Genomic DNA, 15,879 nt, shown 5'->3' on the forward strand with positions numbered 1-15,879 from the left:
GCGCCGGTGGCCGGGCGGGCGGGCGCACTGCCCGCCCGCCCGTTGCCACAGACCAGGACTCACCCCACCCGAAGTCACGAGGCCTCGGGCATCAGGCCGCACCGGGCACCCGGGCCCGCAGGGCGGCCCCGGCCCAGTCGAGCACCGGCGTCAGACTCTCCGGCGCCGGCCAGCCGTTGACCACCGCGAGCAGCCGCGCGTACCGCTCCCTGCGCGGATCGTTGACGCTCTCCAGCCGGCCCAGCAGCCGGCGCCGCAGCTCGATGTCGTCCGGGCACCCGACCACCCGCGCGTAGTGCCCCACGACCCCCTCGACGACCGGATCGGCCCGCCGCGAAGCCGGATCGACCCCGGCCGCCAGCACCGGCCCCACCCGCTCCCGCACCACCGCGACCACGTCGCGGCGCGGGCCGTCCCCCCAATCCCGCTCCGCCGCCTGCTCCTCGACCACCCCCCGCACCAAGGCCCGGAACTCCGCATCCCGCGACAGCTCCGCCAACTCCACCCACGCCCGCACCTGCTCCGCCTCCGGGCTGTCGGGAAGCTCGGGCGTCATCGAGCGCCTCACCCCCGCGAATTCCGGATGCCCCTCCAGCCCGCCGAAAACGGCGTCCAGGAATTCGCCGATCAAACGCCGCCGCTCGTCCTCCGAGAGCCTGGCCAGCTTGTGCATGAGTTCCATCTCCTCCGGGCTCGCCCCGCGCTCCGCCACCGCATTCAACACCGCACGCCGCAGCCGCAGCGTCCGGATCTGCACCGCCAGCGCCTCCGCATGCGCCGCCGCGACGTCGGCCAGAGCCAGCTCCCGGTCCACGACCTTCCGGATCGTCGCCAGATCCAGCCCCAGCTCACGCAGCGTCCGCACCAGCTCCAGGCGCGCGACGGCATCGACGTCGTACAGCCGGTATCCGGCCGGGCTGCGGTCCGTCGGCGCCACGATCCCTCGGTCGGAGTAGAACCGAATGGTCTTGACCGTGAGCCCGGTCCGCCGGGCCAGGTCACCGATCGAGTAGAGCGCGCCGCCGTCCATGCCCCCACCTTCGCGTCTCCCCCTACGGGAGACTCAACCCGGCCCGTCTTCCGTTCATCCGGCGTGGCGGCCGTCAACCTGCTTTCCGCTGGACCCGTAGACGAAGTCGGTCGTGGTGTCCAGGATGAATTCCATCGGGAAGCCCAGTTCGATCGCGCTGGCCTTGTCCAACCGGCTGACCGCGTCTTCGGGCAGTTCCAGGTCGATCGCGGCGAGGTTGTCCGTCAGCTGCCCCACGTTGCGGGCGCCGAGGATGGGGTGGATCCAGGGCCGGTGCGCTCGCGTCCACGCGATGGCGACCTGCGAGGAGGACACGCCGAGCTCGTCGGCCACAGAGTCCACCGTGCGCGCGATGGTCAGGTCGCGTTCGGAGACGGCGGAGCGGTCGACCCGGGAGGGACCGTCCGCGCCGGAGCGGGTGAACTTGCCCGACAGAACACCGGCGGCCAGCGGCGACCACGCGGCCACCGACAGTTCCAGAGCCGAGGCCATCGGCAGCAGCTCACGCTCGATGTCGCGCTTGACCAGGCTGTAGGGCAGCTGCAGCCCGGCGAAGGGCGCCCACCCGCGGAACTCCGCGATGGTGTTGGCGCGCGAGACCAGCCACGCGGGCGCGTCGGAGATCCCGACATACAGCACCTTGCCCGCCCGCACGAGATCGTCAAGAGCCCGCATCGTCTCCTCGATCGGCGTATTGGGGTCCCAGATGTGCACCCACAGCAGATCGATGTACTCGGTGCCCAGCCGCCGCAGGCTGGCCTCCACCGAACGGACCAGATTCTTCCGGTGGTTGCCGCTGGCGTTGGGGTCGGTGCCGTCCATGGTCAGCGTGTACTTCGTGGACACCACGAAGCGGTCACGGTCGGAACCGAGCAACTCCCCGACGATCCGCTCGCTGCTGCCCTCGGTGTACCGATTGGCGGTGTCGATCACGTTCCCGCCCGCCTCCGCGTAGGCGGTGAACATCTTGCGGCACTCCTCGACGGAAGCGCCCCACCCCCACTCCTCGCCGAAGGTCATCGTGCCAAGAAACGCTTCGGACACCCGCAGCCCGGTGCGGCCAAGCAGTCGGTAACGCATCCCCATCACCCATCCTCACGCTCGTGCCAAGTTGGCGTCGCGAAGGAAACTAACCGCCGTGGTCACCCGCCGTATTGCACGTTCTTGCCCCTCCCGGGTCAGCGCACGGCCCAGCCGGCCCACTCCGTACCCCGATACGTCGACTGGTACCTGGCCGGTGTCACCCCATAGGCCCCGGCGAACACACGGGTCAGATGGGATTGATCGTGGAATCCCGTCTCGTACGCGACCTCGGCGATCCCCGCGCCACGCCGGAGCAGCTCCCTGGCCCGATCGAGCCGGAGCCGCAGGTGCAGCTTGTGCGGCGGCAGGCCGAACCACGCCGTACACGCGCGTGCGAGCCGGTACTTGCTCAGGTCCGCCACCGCGCTGAGCTCGTCCAGCGTCACGTTGCGGGCCAGATTCGCCCGCAGATACTCACGCACGATCTCGGGCACGCGCCGCGCCGTGCCCGTCCCGCCCTCAGCACCAGCACCAGCACCAGCACCGTATGAATGGCGCGCCAGCACGGAGATGAACTCCAGCACCCCCGTCTCCCCCCTCAGCGCCGAACCGGGTTGCCCCGAAGGCCGGTAGAGGGAGCCGTGTACGGACCGGAAGCGGTCTGCCAGCCCACTGTCCCGGATCACCGGATCCCCGTACCGCACATCCTCAGGCGCGGTGACCTCGGCGATCAACGACGGTGACACACACATGATGAGCCAGCGCGCCGAGCCGGGGTCGTCCGGCGTCCCGGAATGCGCGTCGTCCGGGTGGAGAGCGACCAACTGGCCAGGAGCGGCCCGGAAGGTCGTGCCTCGCCTGCGTACGGTGAAGCCGGAGCCGGTCACGAGCACGAGCTTGAGCTCTTCATGGACATTGCCGCTGTAGGACTGCGCCCGCCCGTCCACCACGACGACGTCCGGCACATCGACGGACGCCTGTGGCACCCCCGCCTGATCCGCCCCCGTCATGGCCACAACACTAGCGCCACACCCCTCACAACCCGGGATCAGACAGCATCGGCATCCGGGCCCGCAGGGCTGCCACGGCCCAGCCCAAGGGGCCGTCGGGCCGACACGGCGTTTCCCTCACACGCTTGATCCGGTAACGCGACCCGGAGCCCAAGCCCGCAGCCCTGCCACGGCTTCCTCACGGGTCAGTGCGCCGTGCTCCAAGGCCAGCTCCTTGAGATGCCTGGTTGCCTCGCCGACCACCGGGCCGGGGCGGACCCCGAGTATCTCCATGATCGTGTCGCCGTCCAGAACAGCAGGCAGCCGGTCCAGCTCCCGACGCCTTTCGTACTCCGCGTCGGCCCGAAACTCCTCCTCGCGCTTCGCCAGCGCAAGGTCGTAACCCAGAGCCCGCCCGGCCCGCCCGGCCCTGCGCCAGCCGTCCATGTCGCGTTCCCAACCGAGCCCGATCTCCTGAAACAAGTCGTCATAGGCCGGTTGTCCAGGGTTGTGCCGCGACATCTGCCTGCTGGGCGCGGCACCGAGCAACGCCAGCACGCCATTGATCGGCCAGTCCCGGCGCGGGCCGGAGAAGTCCTTGTCGTAGGCCGGACCCCATACCCTTGCCCCATCCCGCCAGGCGACGGCGTTCTGCCAACCGTCACCGCCGAAGAAGTCGGCCTCCACACACCCGACCGGTCCGTGCCGGGACCATTCCCTCAACGTCCGCTCGAACACCGGCGACATCCAAACGAACGGCTCGTCCGACGTCGGCTCCACGGATCGTCGCGATGCCGCGGCGGCTGGCTCCTTGGGCAGCAAGTCCGTGACCGGTACCAGTGCCAATCCCTGACGCAGCATGGCGACAGCGGCCGACTGCAACCCCGCGACACGGTCCCGCAGCAGCTCGAAACCGCCTATCACGGCGCACAACCGGTACACCCGCCACCCCCACGTCGGAATCGCCACCCAACCTCCCGGCAGCGATCCAACCTATCGCCAACGGCCCCTGGTCTCGTGGGGACTACCGCTGCGGGCAGCGGATCTCCGGCCGCACCCGGTGCGGGCTGCACGCGATCAGGCACACGGACAGGAATCGCTGCCCCGTGAGGTACCAGCCCCCAACGACGTCTTCCCCACTCACCGCCGCCTCCACCGCGCGGGCAGCCCTGCCCGCGAGCCACGCCTCATCCCGGTCGTGGGTCGAGACGAACGAAGCCGCGCGGGCACGGGCCTGCCGCCCGAACCAGTCGGCCGCCTCCTTCGGCTCGGTCCAGGTCCCCTGGATGAAGGAACGCGGCTTGAGCAGCCAGTGCGCCAGCTCAAGAGGGACGACCTTGCTGGAGGTGAACTCGGGGTGCAGCGGGCGCCTCGGGCCGTCCTTGAGCAGCTCATGCCCGGAGCCGAGCCAGATGTAGCCGTGGTGGTGCATGCCGTGCCCTCACTGATCGGGGGCAGCCCCCACCCAGGTGGATGGGGACTGCCCGACCTCTGACATGTCACTGACGGCCGCAGCCGTCACCATCGCCACAGCCGCCCTGCTGTCCGCCCTCGGTCGGCCCGTCATCCTCCGGGTCCTGCCGGATCACGGCCTTGAATCCGCGTAAGCGCATCGGGACAATTCCCTTCTGTGCTGTCAGCGCGGGGACTCTCCTCACGCCGTCGTGCACGTGCACCCGTTCCGGGCTGGGCTCGACCTGCCAGGGCTCCGGTCCAGCCGGGACGGGGGTCTTTGAGACAGCTCACCGAGCGGTGGCCTTCTTGGTCTGTTCCTCCAGCACGGGGCACATGAGGATGTCCGCGAGCCGGTTCGCGCTATCCAGCGGGATACGGCCCAGAAGGACGGACGACCGTCTTCAGTACCGCTGTCGGCCGCCCGGGTAGCGGATCGGCTGGCGGCATTCCGGTGCATCGGTGGGCGGCTGCTGCCCGCCGAGCGCGTAGCACAAGGCCGCGTGCAACTGCTCGGCCTCGGCCGGGGTCAGCTCCAGTTCGGCAATTAGCGCGGTGCTGCCCGCCGCTGCTGATCTGGAGAGGTAGCGCCAGCTCTCCATCAGGTGTGCGGCGCAGGCCCCGCCCGGGGACGGGTCCGATCTGCCAGTCAGTCACGACGGGCCCCCAGCACTTCCAGACGCTGGACCCTCGACCGCGATGTCTTCCGGCTCCTCCGGGCCGTCGCCTTCCCCGTGCGCGGGCAGACGCCCGCCCCTGCTCTCGGCGACCCGCAGTACGTCGCCCAACGACTCACACAGCCGATCCGCCAGGAACCGCAGTTCCCTCACGTCGGCCTTACGGTCCTCAAGCAGCACACGGGCATGACGGAGAAGTTCCCTTCCCATCGCCACCTGTAGCGCCTCGATCTCGTCCGCACGTCGGCTCAGACGGCTGTTCCCGTCGTCCGACGCCAGATAACACGGCTTGCCGTCCGGGTCGGACCACGGCAGCAAACGCAGACCGGTCATCGCGCCCATCCGGACACCTCCACACCATGGATCACCCGGGGCCCGACATCGACGCCATGGACCGCGAGCCACAACGCCCACCTCTGCCGCGCTCGCAACCGCTGTTCCTCCCGCTCGTGAGCCACGAAATACGGGCGCACCAGGGCAGGCGCCCCGCCGTCAAGCGACGGAGCGGCCGGACGGAGTTGGACGGTCGCAGAGCCCGAGTCCCCTACGTCGGGCCGTGAGACGGCCGTACGCGGTGCGGGAGGTACCGTCCCGGCCCGGTGACGGCCGGACGGCCGTAAGGCGAGAAGTGCACTCACACATTCGAAGAACCACCCCGTAGGGTTGCTCATGTTCATCAGCTCCTCTGAGGCTGGTGGGCCACGCCCCCGGACGCAGCCACGTCGCGGGGGTCTTTCTCATCAGGACAGGATTCGGCGATGAGCAGTGCAGGGTCGATACCCGGGCGGTAATCTCACCGTGGGATAACTTCTCATCCCGCGGCGAACTGGGGGGATCATGTCAACAACACTCACAGCGATCGAACTGCCTGAGTGGGCTTGGCAACGGGCCGAAGCGCGTAAGGCTCTGCGTGCGCGCGACATGGGCGCGGTGTTTCGCCACGTCCAGCAATATGGCGGAGTAAGTCAGGCCAGGATTGCGACGGCTGTAGCCATGACTCAGGCACGGGTGAACGAGATTATCAACGGCAGAAGAGAAGTCACTCGGCTGGACGTTTTCGAGCGCATCGCGGCCGGGCTGAACATGCCGGATGACGCTCGGCATTTGATGGGCCTTGCAGCGGCACATGACGCGCGAAACGGCGACAAGACGTTCGACTTGTCAGAATTTCCAGAGGTCGTACAGGTGTACGCCCAACAGACTGCCGCCTCGGAGGACATCAAGCAGCTCGCGGCATCGGCCGAAGAATTGGACGTGCTGGCCGTTCGCGGTCTTGGTCTCATCGGGTTGAAAGACTCTCTTCTTCGTTCATCTCTCGCTCGACCAGCAGGACAGCAAGGGCCCCGTGTTCGCATTTTGCTACTCGACCCCGAATCCCCAGCGCTGGCCGTCCGTGCAGCGGAGATTGGCGAGTCGCCTGAATCGCTAGCGGGCGGGGTCACACTTTCTGAAACGCGACTCCGTGAACTGTCGGGCGTCTGTGATCTTCAGGTGTATCGCTACGACATGCGTCCAACGTGGCGTGTAATTCGAGTGGATGACACCATGTTTGTTTCGACATTCGATGCCGATTGGGAGGGGCATGAGTCAGCTACATATAAAGTCATGGAGGCACCACAGGGCCCACTATATCGAGGGTTCCAGCGAACGTTCGAGGCCATGCTTAAAGAAGGAAATCGCATTGTATGAGTGGAGGAGTGAAAATTGATCGAGGCTGAGCTGAAAGCACGAGTGCGAGATCCTGAATCCGTAATGAGACAGCTTGATCAGCGGGCAGACGCAATCGCCGAGCTGTATCGAGATACCTACTACGACGCCCCCTCGGGCGATCTTGAGACACAGGACCGAGAATTGAGGGTTCGGACAATTCAGGGAGAGGGTTCGCTCCGCTCTGTGCTCACCTATAAGGGCACTCGAATCGACGAAACATCCGGGTCGAAGCCGGAACACGAAACACGAGTGGACGATCCGGAAGCTGTTGACGCCATACTTCGCGGACTCGGCTTCTCTCCCGTTACGGCATTTCAGAAGCGTTGTCGAAACTACCACTTCAGCGCCCATGGTCGCCGCGTGCTTGCCACTCTTGTTCAAGTGCCTGAGATCGAAGGTACATTCCTGGAAGTGGAGACCCTCGTTCGAGAGGAGGGCGAACTACTGGCCGCGCTCAATGACGTCCGTATGATCATGACTGAGCTCGGTATTCATGAAAGTGACCTCACGGCAGAGCTCTACACTGACGCTGTTGCGGCTTACCGCGCATCCTGACTTCACCAAGTGCTGTGTCCTGGGTGCCCATCAGCAGCCCCTGGAGAGTGGCCCCGCGATCACGTGGTGTCGTGTCGTGCGGGTCTCGCCATCAGCGTGACGCCGCCGGAAGAGGGATCCTTCGTCAATTGGCGCGAGGAGCAGCGCCGCCGGGACGCGGGCCTGAACCCGGCCACCGGGCGGCCCTGGTATTAGGCCCAGTGCTTGCTGGTGACTTGCGCAGCCGAGGCAGGGACTTGCGCTTGCGGTGAGTTTGGGACGGCGACACGCCGAAGCGAGGGCGTGTCGCCGTCTCAAACTCACCGCAAACTCACCGGCGGGTCATGCGCCATGAGACGTTCGGCGCGCAGCCCCGCCATTCAGGGAGCCGGGTGTGGCTTCGGCTCGGCGGGACGCGCCGGCGGGTGGCCGCGGAACGCGGGTCGGGTCAGGAGCCAGGCCCAGGTGGCCGCCAGCAGCGGGCGGATGTGCTCTGCCGCGCAGTGGGTGGCGCCGGGCACGATCCACACTGTGGTGTTCGGGCGGTTGGCCAGCCGTGTGGTGTCGCCGCGTGGAATGAAGTGGTCGTGTGCGCCGTTCGCGGCGCCGGTCGGCCCGCCGATGTTCACCGCCGCGTCGACCACGCCGCGCACGGCCGGCTTGACCGCCCAGTAGCCGCCGAAGCTCAGGCCCAGGTAGGCCACGGGCTCGTCCGGGCGCCAACTGCGTACTTCGTCGACGAGTCCGGACAGGAGGAGATCGCTGTCCGGTGTCAGCGGGCCGGTGCCTCGCCGGTGCCGGGCATGTCGACGGAGACGACCGGCAGCCCCGTCGCCAGCGCGGTGGCCGTGGCCATGCGATGCAGCTCGACCTTCCAGGTGTCGACCCCGCCCGCGAGCACCAGCACGCCGGGGCGGCGCCACCGGCGGCGGGCCATGAGGTGCACGGGGTACGGGACCGTACCCCCGCCCTCCGCCGGGAGCTGTACGTTCCCGCGCGTGAAGCGCACCGGCAGGCGGCGGCCGGCGGTCGCTCGCGCATAGGCGGCACGCTGCCGCGCGTACGCCTCGTGGCGCTCGGGTGTGGCCAGCGCCGGGAAACGGGCAGCGCCCCACAGTCGCGCCGCGCGCGACCACTGCCCGGCTCGCTCCGCCTCCTCGGCCAGACTCGCCCAGACCGGCACCCAGCCGTGCGGACCGGTGCCCCACATATCGGTGATCGCGTCGCGGGCCCGGGCGACTGTCCGGGCGGGAATACCCCAGGCGGTGAACTGGCGGGCGCGCTCTTCGAAGAGCTCGGCGGGAGCGATGTCGAAGCTGAACACCGCTCTAGGATGTGAGCAAAACTCAGTAACGACAACTCGCCTTGGACAAGCCGTGACCGCATCCTCCACACCACGCAAAAGGCCACGTCAAGAGCGATCCCAGGAGACCTATGACGCCATCGTGGAGGCCGCTGCTCAGCTTTTCGAACGGGACGGATACGCAAAGGCGACCACGAACCGCATCGCCGAGCGCGCGGGCGTGTCCATCGGCTCCCTCTACCAGTACTTCCCGAACAAGGACGCCCTGCTGTACGCCATCGGCGAGCGGCACGTACACCACACCCTGGCCGAACTCGCGGACCAACGGCCGCCGGGCTACGCGAAGTGCAGCGGAGCATCGCGGCCGAGGTCGAGTTCCATCTGTGTCGGCTGGGCGTGGGCGGCCCCGACCCGGGCCTCACCGCGATCTTGCTGGTCCAGGGGGTGGAGGCGCAGCTCCACGGAGCGCTCCTCGACCCGCCGCCAGGACGCACCGTCGGCGAAGTGATCGAAGCGGTCGAGACGCTGTGCGTGAAAGCCCTCATCCCCTAGGAGCGTGTCTCAGTAACGCGTGAAAGCCGGACGACACGACAGCGAAGTCCGACCCCCGGAGATCAGGCCGGACTTCGCTGCTCAGCTGCTGCTCAGAGCCCTTGCCGGTGCTGAGCACGGTTCACATAGGTTTGGGCTCCTCGGAGAGAAGAAGGAGCAGGCCGGTGGGCGGAAACGATGCCTCGAGCCGGCACGTACACGGACGCGTCGGGCCTGGGGGACGAGACCGAGAACGCCCGCCTGACCTGGGAAATGTGCGGGGACGAGGCCGACTTCGACGTGGACTCCGAGTCCATCGTGGCTTGGGGTATCACCACGGGAGCGGACATCTACTGCTGGCTGACCACGGACGAGGACCCGGACCGGTGGCCGGTGCTGGTGTGCGGGCGGCACACCAGCCCGTCCTTCCAGGTGCACCCCTTCGGCATGGCCGAGTTCCTTCGGCGGCTCCTCGGCGATGCCGAGTTCCAGGAGGAGACGATCAGTGTGACACTGCCGGAAGAGAGGGCCTTCGCCAACTGGCGTGAGCAGGAGCGCCGCCGCGAGGCGAGGGTGAACCCGGTCGCCGGGCGGCCCTGGTACCAGGCACAACTTTTTACCGGGCTTGACAGTCAAGGTGAACGACTGCCGTATAAAGGCCCAACTGCCAGTGCCGAAGCGCTGTGGCCGATGGGCGAACCGACGTACTGGAGAGAACCTGGATGTCCCGCCCCACCCACCGCCGGCCCGCCGCCGTGACCGCCGTCCTGCTGGCCGCCTCCCTGGCGGTGTCCGGCGGCCTCGCCGCGCCGGCCGCCGCCAAGAGCACGAGGCCCGTCATCGACTTCAACGGTGACGGGTACGCGGACCTCGCCGTCTCCGCGCCCGGCGGCACCGTCTCCGGCTTCTCGGAGGCGGGCTACATATCGGTGCTGTACGGCTCCACGGCCGGTGTCGACACCGCACACCCGAAGCTGATCACGCGGGCGACCGAGGGCGTGCCGGGGGACGTCGAGCAGTACGGCGCCTTCGGCCGCACCACGGCCGCCGGTGACCTCGACGGCGACGGTTACACGGACCTGGTCGTGGGCGACTTCTCCGCCCCGGCGGTCCTCTGGGGCTCCGCGAAGGGTCTGCGCACAGGCAGCGCGCTTCCCGGACCCGCCGCCACCCTGGCGACGGGCGACATCAACGGCGACGGCCACGCCGACCTCGTGACCAAGAACGACCAGGGCCTGCAGGTGCGCTACGGCCCCTTCTCCCGCGCTGGAGTGCCCGCCTCCGTTCAAACGCTCCCCTTCGAGGACGGGGACCACCCCAAGGCCATCGCCGTGGGCGACATGACGGGCGACGGCGCAGACGACATCGTCACGACGCACAGTTTCGACGATGTGCCGGGCAAGTCCCGCTTCTGGGCAGGTGGGAAGGACGGCCTCAGCCGCACCTTCAGGACCACCGGCCACTACACGACCGACGGAGTCATCGCCGACGTGAACAAGGACGGCTACGGCGACCTCGTCGCCCCGCAGGTCGACCAGGTCTCGGAGGACCGCGACGCCGACGCCGGCACGCTCCGCGTCGTCTACGGCTCGGCGTCCGGCCCCTCCACCCGTACCGCGAAGATCACCCAGGACACGCCGGGCGTCCCCGGCACGAGCGAGGCGGGCGACCACGACGTCAACTCCGGCGATCTGTTCGGCCACTCCCTGGCCGCCGGCGACGTCACCGGCGACGGCTACCCGGACATCGCCGTGGGCGTGCCCGGCGAGGACATCGGCTCGGTCCGCGAGGCGGGCGCCATCGTTCTGCTCAAGGGCAGCGCGGCGGGCCTCACCGGCAAGGGGGCGCAGGCCTTCCACCAGTCGACCTCGGGCGTACCCGGCATCTCCGAAGAGGGCGACTACTTCGGCCGGACCGTGCTCCTCGCCGACGTCAACGCCGACAACCGCGCCGACCTGGCGGTGGCCACCCCCTACGAGGACGGCCGCTACGCGGACTCGGGCGCCGTGTGGGTCCTGCGCGGCTCCAGGTCGGGCCTGATCACCGGCGACATCGCTTCGTTCGGCCCGCGCGCGCTGGGCGCGCCCGAGAAGGAGGCGCGATTCGGGGACAACATCGCACGGTAGGAGGACGCCCGGCGGCAGCAGGACGCCCGCCGTCCCGACCGTGTCGCCGCATCGCGGGGCGGGCTGTGACGGCGGGCGCGCGGGTCAGCTGTAGAAGTTGCGCTGCCAGCGGTGGTTGGCGAGTACGGCCAGCTGCTCGGCGGTCAGCGGACGCCCGTCGCTCAGGGCCGTGTTGCGTTCGACGTTGCGTACGGTGCGCATCCCGGGGATGACGGTGGACACCGCCGGGGAGCTGAGTACGAACCGCAGCGCGGTCTCGGCGATCTCGTCGGGGGCGATGCCGAGGTCGGCGACGATCGCGGACACTCGCTGTTCGACCTGTGCCGGGCGGTCGTCCCGGAAGTAACGGTTGCGGAAGTCCCCCTCGGGGAACGTCGTGCCGGCGGTGATACGACCGGTGAGGCCGCCCTCGTCCAGGGCCACCCGCACGATGACACCGACGCCGTGCTCCACACAGGCCGGCAGCAGCGCGTCGGCGGGCGCCTGGTCGAAAATGTTGTAGATGACCTGCACGCTGTCCACGGCACCGCCGGCGACAAGGGCAAGAGCGTTGTCGGGCTCGTGGTCGTTGATGGAGACGCCGAAATGGCGGATCTTACCCGCCTGCTTCAGCTCGGCGATCGTCTCCAGCCAGTCGCCACGGCCGACCCACTCGTCGCTCCAGACATGGAACTGGAGGACGTCGAAGTGGTCGAGGCCGCTGACCCGGAGGCTGGTCTCCAGGCTTTCGCGGATGTGCTCGCCCGGGAAGGTCTCGGCCGGGTCCAGGCCGTCGGGTGCGGGCCAGACGCGGTTCTTCGGGGGGACCTTGGTCGCGACGAGCACCTGGTCGCCGGCCCCGGCCCGCTCGCGGACGACCCGGCCGACGATCCGCTCGCTCTCGCCGTAGCCACGGGCGGTGTCGATGAAGTTCACGCCGAGGTCGATGGCGCGGTTCAGGGCGCGTACGGATTCGTCCTCGGTGGCGCCCACCCAGTTGGACTCACCGATGCCCCAGGCGCCGTAACCGATCTCGGAAACGGACAGCCCGCTGCGTCCCAGCTCGCGATAGCGCACCTTTTCCCTCATCCTTCCGTCGGGTCCGTCGGGGTACTACTCCTTGCGGCCGGTCGCGGCGACGGTGACGCCGAGACCGATCATGGCGAGCCCGCCGACCCCGCCGACCATCGCCAGCCGCTGCGGTGAACGGGCGAACCAGCCGCGTGCGGTGGCGGCGACAAGGCCCCAGACGCTGTCGGAGGCCACGGCGATGATGTTGAAGACGAGGCCGAGCAGCAGCATCTGAAGTGCGACGTGCCCCTGGTCGCGGTCGACGAACTGGGGCAGTACGGCGGCGAAGAAGACGATGGTCTTGGGGTTGGCCACGCCGACCGCGAACCCCTCCCAGAACGTGCGCAGGGCACCCGTCTCCGCGGGGCCGTCCCCGCTGAACGCGGCACGCAGCGAGCCACGTTGCCGCACCGCCTTGACCCCCAGGTACACCAGGTACGCGGCGCCCACCAGCTTCAGCGCCGTGAAGACGAGGACCGAGCGCTCCACGATGGTGCCGACCCCCAGCGCCACCGCCACCACGAGCACATACGCGCCGACCGTGTTCCCCATGACGGTGGTCAGCGCGGCCCGGCGCCCCTGGGCCAGGGCCCGGCCGATCACGAACAGCACACTGGGGCCGGGGATCACGATCAGCAGGAAGGACATGGCCGCGAAGGCGAGGAGGCGGTCGGTGGACACCATGGGGGCCATATAAGCACGCGCCGCCTCCGCCCTCGCAGCTCTTTTTCCGTGCGCGCGCCGGGGAAGGGCCCCGACCGGCAGAGGACTGGCTCCCAGAAGACTGCTATATACCCACTTCGCGCCGGGTCGGGACGATGGGCGGCGGCCGGGGGGTGTCTCGGCCCCACCGATTCCCGCCAGTGGAGGTCCGCGATGAAGGCTCGTCGTCCCGCCCGCCCCCGCCGTACGTTCATGAGAGCCGGCGCGGCCGTTCTGGGCACCGTGGCGATGTCCGGGGTGTTCCTGGCCTCGCCCGCCCGCGCCGACGACGAGCCGGTATCCGGGACCCCGTGCACCCCCGGCTCCTATTACCTCTACGTCCAAGCTGCGGAGGTCAACCCGGTCCTCACCCACTTCTACAGCTTCAACGTCACCGACGGCACCACGGGCGAGCGGACCTACACCCTGAGCAAGGTCAACACCGTGACCACGAGCGTCGGCACCAGCACCGAGATCAGCGTGTCGGGCGAGGCGCTGTTCGCGAAGGTGGCCGTGAAGGTCGGCTTCTCCGTGCAGACCACGACGTCCACCACCGACACCGAGTCCACGACGATGAAGTGGAACTTCACCAAGCCCGGCTACTACGGCATGTACAAGGGGACCCGCGCCGTCTCGGGTACGTTCCGCCAGTGGTCCTGCCTCCGCAACTTCGGCTCGCCCACTGGCGGCTCATGGGGGAACAGGGCGGGCACCCAGCCGTACACGACCTTCGCGAATGTCGAGGAGGGCACCATCCGCTGCGACGACCAGGTCCCTCCCGGCACGCTGCGGGAGCGGGCGCGGCTGCAGCTCGGCTGCTAGGGGCTGCTGAGCCGTACTTTCGTCACTTTCGTCAGGGGCGCGCCCAGCCCGCCGCGGGGGATGCTGGGCCCATGATCCGGTGGATACGACACGGTGGCGCCGCGCGAACGGCCCTGCTCCTGTGGCTGGCGGCCTGCGCGCCCGTCCTGCTGAAGGCCACATCGGCGAGCGGACGCGACCTGTGGGTGCTGCTGGCCGGGTTTCCGCTGCTGGCGGGCGCGGCGGCGGTGGGGCGGACGCGGCCGCTGGTGGGGCTGGCGGTCGCGGTGGGGCTGAGCCTGGCCCTCAACCTGGAGCTGTTCACGTCCTCCTACTGGGCGGCGCTGGCGCTGTGGGGGTATCTCACGGGGCGGTGGACGGCGGGCGCACGACCCGCGCTGTGGTTCTTCGCGGCCTTCGCGGTGGCGGGCGCGCTGCTCGCCTGGCTGAGGGACGCCGGGGTCTGGGCATGGTTCACCGCGCTGACCACGCTGCTGTTCAACGTCGTGGTGCCGTGGCTGCTGGGCCGCTACCGCCGCCAGTACGACCATCTGGTCCGCGCCGGCTGGGAGCTCGCCGACCGGATGGAGCGGGAGCAGCGGGCCGTCGCCGACCGCGCGCGGCTGCGCGAGCGGTCCCGGATCGCCGGGGACATGCATGACTCGCTCGGCCACGACCTGGCCCTGATCGCGCTGCGCGCCGCGGCCCTACAGGTCGACCCGGAGCTGAGCGACCGGCACCGGGCGGCGGCCGCCGAACTGCGGGAGGCGGCCGCGGCGGCCACCAGCCAGCTGCGGGACATCATCGGGGTGCTGCGGACCGGGGACGACCCCGCCCCGACGGCCCCCGCCGACGAGGGCGTCGGCGCGCTGGTGGAACGGGCGCGGGCCTCCGGGCTGGCCGTCGAGCTGGAGTACGGGCCTGAGGCCGGGTCTGAACACGGGCCGGACAGCGGGCCTGAACACAGGCCTGAGACCCGGCCTGAGCACGGGCCGGCGCGCGGGCCTGAGGCCGGGAAGCACAGCTACGGCGCGGCTGATGCAGAGGAGAAGAAGGGGGAGAAGGGGGAGAAGGGCCCGGACCTGCCGCCCATGGCCGATCGGGCCGTGTACCGCGTGGTCCAGGAGTCGCTGACCAACGCCGCCAAGCACGCCCCGGGCGCCGCGGTCCGCGTCCAACTGGTCCGGGACCCGGCGGCGGGCGAGATCGTGGTGTCCATCGCCAACGGCCGGCGCCCGGCGGACGGTTCTCCGCCTGATCTGGCCTCGGGCGGCAACGGCCTGGTGGGCCTGGACGAGCGGGTACGGCTGGCCGGCGGGGTGCTCACCCACGGCCCGTCGCCCGACGGCGGCTTCGAGGTGTCGGCGCGCCTGCCGCTCACGGCCGGGGTCGCGCTCGTCGCCGAGCGGGCGGCGGCGCCGTCGTCCACGTCGGCCCGGGAGCTGGCCCGCGCCCGGCAGCGGGTGCGGCGCAGGCTGGTGGAGTCGATCGCGGTGCCGCTGGCCGTGACCGCCGGACTGGCGGTCCTCTGGGGAGGGTTCACCTTCTATACGCAGTACCACTCGGTGCTGGACCGGCGCACCTACGACCGTCTCGAGATCGGCGAGCCCCGCGCCGACGTCGAGTCGCAGATGCCGCCCTACACGATGGACGGGCCCCCGGACGGCGTCGCCCCGTCGCCCAAGGGCTGGGACTGCGCGTTCTACGGGGTGCGCCGGTACGACGGGCGGTCCGCGTATCGGCTGTGCTTCACGGACGGGCGGCTGGTCGCCAAGGACGTGGTCACCAGCCGGGAGTGACGTGGTCACCAGCCGGGAGTACGGGCCGGTGCGCGGAGAACGGTGAGGAGTAGGGGGCCGGTGCGCGGAAGGTCAGCACCTTGTTCCGCCCCGGGAACAGCCCGAGAAATCCGCGGAGAGGGGCGGCAACCTTTCCGGCCAGAGCGGCGACC

General features: G+C 69.5%; 18 protein-coding genes and 1 pseudogene. 8 read left to right on the plus strand and 11 right to left on the minus strand.

The features are described from left to right. Positions 1 to 91: 91 nt before the first annotated feature. The 7 genes from ACWY4P_RS17170 to ACWY4P_RS17200 all read right to left on the minus strand — a co-directional run bounded on the left by ACWY4P_RS17170 (position 92) and on the right by ACWY4P_RS17200 (position 5,513). The gene (locus tag ACWY4P_RS17170) at positions 92 to 1,030 is read right to left on the minus strand and encodes a MerR family transcriptional regulator (RefSeq protein WP_456211415.1); all 939 of its coding nucleotides are present in this window, start codon (positions 1,028 to 1,030) and stop codon (positions 92 to 94) included. A gap of 54 nt (positions 1,031 to 1,084) precedes the next feature. Further along, a complete protein-coding gene (locus ACWY4P_RS17175) occupies positions 1,085 to 2,110 on the minus strand; it encodes an aldo/keto reductase (protein WP_456211416.1) in 1,026 nt (341 codons plus the stop codon). Positions 2,111 to 2,208: 98 nt separating this feature from the next. Further along, a complete protein-coding gene (locus tag ACWY4P_RS17180; RefSeq protein ID WP_456211417.1) occupies positions 2,209 to 3,063 on the minus strand; it encodes a helix-turn-helix domain-containing protein in 855 nt (284 codons plus the stop codon). Positions 3,064 to 3,180: 117 nt separating this feature from the next. After that, entirely contained in the window at positions 3,181 to 4,011 is an 831-nt protein-coding gene (locus ACWY4P_RS17185) for a hypothetical protein (RefSeq protein ID WP_456211418.1), read from the minus strand. A 55-nt stretch (positions 4,012 to 4,066) separates the two neighbouring features. Beyond that, positions 4,067 to 4,474, minus strand: coding sequence for a hypothetical protein (locus ACWY4P_RS17190; RefSeq protein ID WP_456211419.1), 408 nt, complete (start codon positions 4,472 to 4,474; stop codon positions 4,067 to 4,069). A gap of 424 nt (positions 4,475 to 4,898) precedes the next feature. After that, positions 4,899 to 5,096 carry a hypothetical protein gene (locus ACWY4P_RS17195; RefSeq protein WP_456211420.1) on the minus strand — a complete coding sequence of 66 codons (198 nt, stop codon included), beginning with the start codon at positions 5,094 to 5,096 and terminating at the stop codon, positions 4,899 to 4,901. A gap of 51 nt (positions 5,097 to 5,147) precedes the next feature. Beyond that, positions 5,148 to 5,513 (minus strand): hypothetical protein, encoded by a 366-nt coding sequence (locus ACWY4P_RS17200; RefSeq protein WP_456211421.1) that lies wholly within the window; start codon positions 5,511 to 5,513, stop codon positions 5,148 to 5,150. A gap of 495 nt (positions 5,514 to 6,008) precedes the next feature. Between ACWY4P_RS17200 and ACWY4P_RS17205 the strand changes: the two genes are divergently transcribed. After that, on the plus strand, positions 6,009 to 6,860 hold the full coding sequence (locus ACWY4P_RS17205; RefSeq protein ID WP_456211422.1) for a helix-turn-helix domain-containing protein: 852 nt from the start codon (positions 6,009 to 6,011) through the stop codon (positions 6,858 to 6,860). Between the two features lie 15 nt (positions 6,861 to 6,875). Continuing rightward, entirely contained in the window at positions 6,876 to 7,436 is a 561-nt protein-coding gene (gene cyaB, locus ACWY4P_RS17210) for a class IV adenylate cyclase (protein ID WP_456211423.1), read from the plus strand. Positions 7,437 to 7,795: 359 nt separating this feature from the next. On the opposite strand, the gene ACWY4P_RS17215 is transcribed toward cyaB, so the two are convergent. Both ACWY4P_RS17215 and ACWY4P_RS17220 read right to left on the minus strand, forming a co-directional pair. After that, complete coding sequence (locus tag ACWY4P_RS17215; protein ID WP_456211424.1) at positions 7,796 to 8,119, minus strand: hypothetical protein; 324 nt, start codon at positions 8,117 to 8,119, stop codon at positions 7,796 to 7,798. A gap of 68 nt (positions 8,120 to 8,187) precedes the next feature. Then, on the minus strand, positions 8,188 to 8,739 hold the full coding sequence (locus ACWY4P_RS17220; protein ID WP_456211425.1) for an alpha/beta hydrolase: 552 nt from the start codon (positions 8,737 to 8,739) through the stop codon (positions 8,188 to 8,190). Between ACWY4P_RS17220 and ACWY4P_RS17225 the strand changes: the two are divergent. The 4 genes and pseudogenes from ACWY4P_RS17225 to ACWY4P_RS17240 form a co-directional block, all read left to right on the plus strand. Continuing rightward, positions 8,723 to 8,935: pseudogene (locus ACWY4P_RS17225) on the plus strand (TetR family transcriptional regulator); the annotation flags it as partial. The gene ACWY4P_RS17220 and the pseudogene ACWY4P_RS17225 sit on opposite strands and share 17 nt — an antisense overlap. A 128-nt stretch (positions 8,936 to 9,063) precedes the next feature. Continuing rightward, positions 9,064 to 9,270, plus strand: a complete 207-nt coding sequence (locus ACWY4P_RS17230; RefSeq protein ID WP_456213389.1) for a hypothetical protein — start codon at positions 9,064 to 9,066, stop codon at positions 9,268 to 9,270. 177 nt (positions 9,271 to 9,447) lie between these two features. Further along, positions 9,448 to 10,008, plus strand: coding sequence for a hypothetical protein (locus tag ACWY4P_RS17235; protein WP_456211426.1), 561 nt, complete (start codon positions 9,448 to 9,450; stop codon positions 10,006 to 10,008). Beyond that, positions 9,972 to 11,375 (plus strand): FG-GAP-like repeat-containing protein, encoded by a 1,404-nt coding sequence (locus ACWY4P_RS17240; protein ID WP_456211427.1) that lies wholly within the window; start codon positions 9,972 to 9,974, stop codon positions 11,373 to 11,375. Before ACWY4P_RS17235 ends, ACWY4P_RS17240 begins: the two co-directional genes overlap by 37 nt. A gap of 84 nt (positions 11,376 to 11,459) precedes the next feature. On the opposite strand, the gene ACWY4P_RS17245 is transcribed toward ACWY4P_RS17240, so the two are convergent. Then, positions 11,460 to 12,431, minus strand: a complete 972-nt coding sequence (locus tag ACWY4P_RS17245) for an aldo/keto reductase (protein WP_456211428.1) — start codon at positions 12,429 to 12,431, stop codon at positions 11,460 to 11,462. 36 nt (positions 12,432 to 12,467) lie between these two features. Beyond that, positions 12,468 to 13,109: a LysE family translocator gene (locus tag ACWY4P_RS17250; RefSeq protein WP_456211429.1), complete on the minus strand. Its 642-nt coding sequence runs from the start codon at positions 13,107 to 13,109 to the stop codon at positions 12,468 to 12,470. Between the two features lie 192 nt (positions 13,110 to 13,301). Here ACWY4P_RS17250 and ACWY4P_RS17255 point away from each other — a divergent pair, with 192 nt between their 5' ends. Together ACWY4P_RS17255 and ACWY4P_RS17260 are read left to right on the plus strand one after the other, a co-directional pair. Further along, positions 13,302 to 13,949: a hypothetical protein gene (locus ACWY4P_RS17255; RefSeq protein WP_456211430.1), complete on the plus strand. Its 648-nt coding sequence runs from the start codon at positions 13,302 to 13,304 to the stop codon at positions 13,947 to 13,949. 71 nt (positions 13,950 to 14,020) lie between these two features. Then, entirely contained in the window at positions 14,021 to 15,727 is a 1,707-nt protein-coding gene (locus ACWY4P_RS17260) for a sensor histidine kinase (RefSeq protein ID WP_456211431.1), read from the plus strand. Positions 15,728 to 15,879: the final 152 nt, after the last annotated feature.

This window comes from Streptomyces sp. LZ34 (assembly GCF_053890475.1).

Coding starts and splice junctions, on each gene's coding strand:
- ACWY4P_RS17200 (WP_456211421.1), bottom strand. CDS start 5,513: ATGGGCGCGATGACCGGTCTGCGTTTGCTGCCGTGGTCCGACCCGGAC.
- ACWY4P_RS17175 (WP_456211416.1), bottom strand. CDS start 2,110: ATGCGTTACCGACTGCTTGGCCGCACCGGGCTGCGGGTGTCCGAAGCG.
- ACWY4P_RS17250 (WP_456211429.1), bottom strand. CDS start 13,109: ATGGTGTCCACCGACCGCCTCCTCGCCTTCGCGGCCATGTCCTTCCTG.
- ACWY4P_RS17240 (WP_456211427.1), top strand. CDS start 9,972: ATGTCCCGCCCCACCCACCGCCGGCCCGCCGCCGTGACCGCCGTCCTG.
- ACWY4P_RS17190 (WP_456211419.1), bottom strand. CDS start 4,474: ATGCACCACCACGGCTACATCTGGCTCGGCTCCGGGCATGAGCTGCTC.
- ACWY4P_RS17205 (WP_456211422.1), top strand. CDS start 6,009: ATGTCAACAACACTCACAGCGATCGAACTGCCTGAGTGGGCTTGGCAA.
- ACWY4P_RS17180 (WP_456211417.1), bottom strand. CDS start 3,063: ATGACGGGGGCGGATCAGGCGGGGGTGCCACAGGCGTCCGTCGATGTG.
- ACWY4P_RS17170 (WP_456211415.1), bottom strand. CDS start 1,030: ATGGACGGCGGCGCGCTCTACTCGATCGGTGACCTGGCCCGGCGGACC.
- ACWY4P_RS17255 (WP_456211430.1), top strand. CDS start 13,302: ATGAAGGCTCGTCGTCCCGCCCGCCCCCGCCGTACGTTCATGAGAGCC.
- ACWY4P_RS17235 (WP_456211426.1), top strand. CDS start 9,448: ATGCCTCGAGCCGGCACGTACACGGACGCGTCGGGCCTGGGGGACGAG.
- ACWY4P_RS17195 (WP_456211420.1), bottom strand. CDS start 5,096: ATGGAGAGCTGGCGCTACCTCTCCAGATCAGCAGCGGCGGGCAGCACC.
- ACWY4P_RS17260 (WP_456211431.1), top strand. CDS start 14,021: ATGATCCGGTGGATACGACACGGTGGCGCCGCGCGAACGGCCCTGCTC.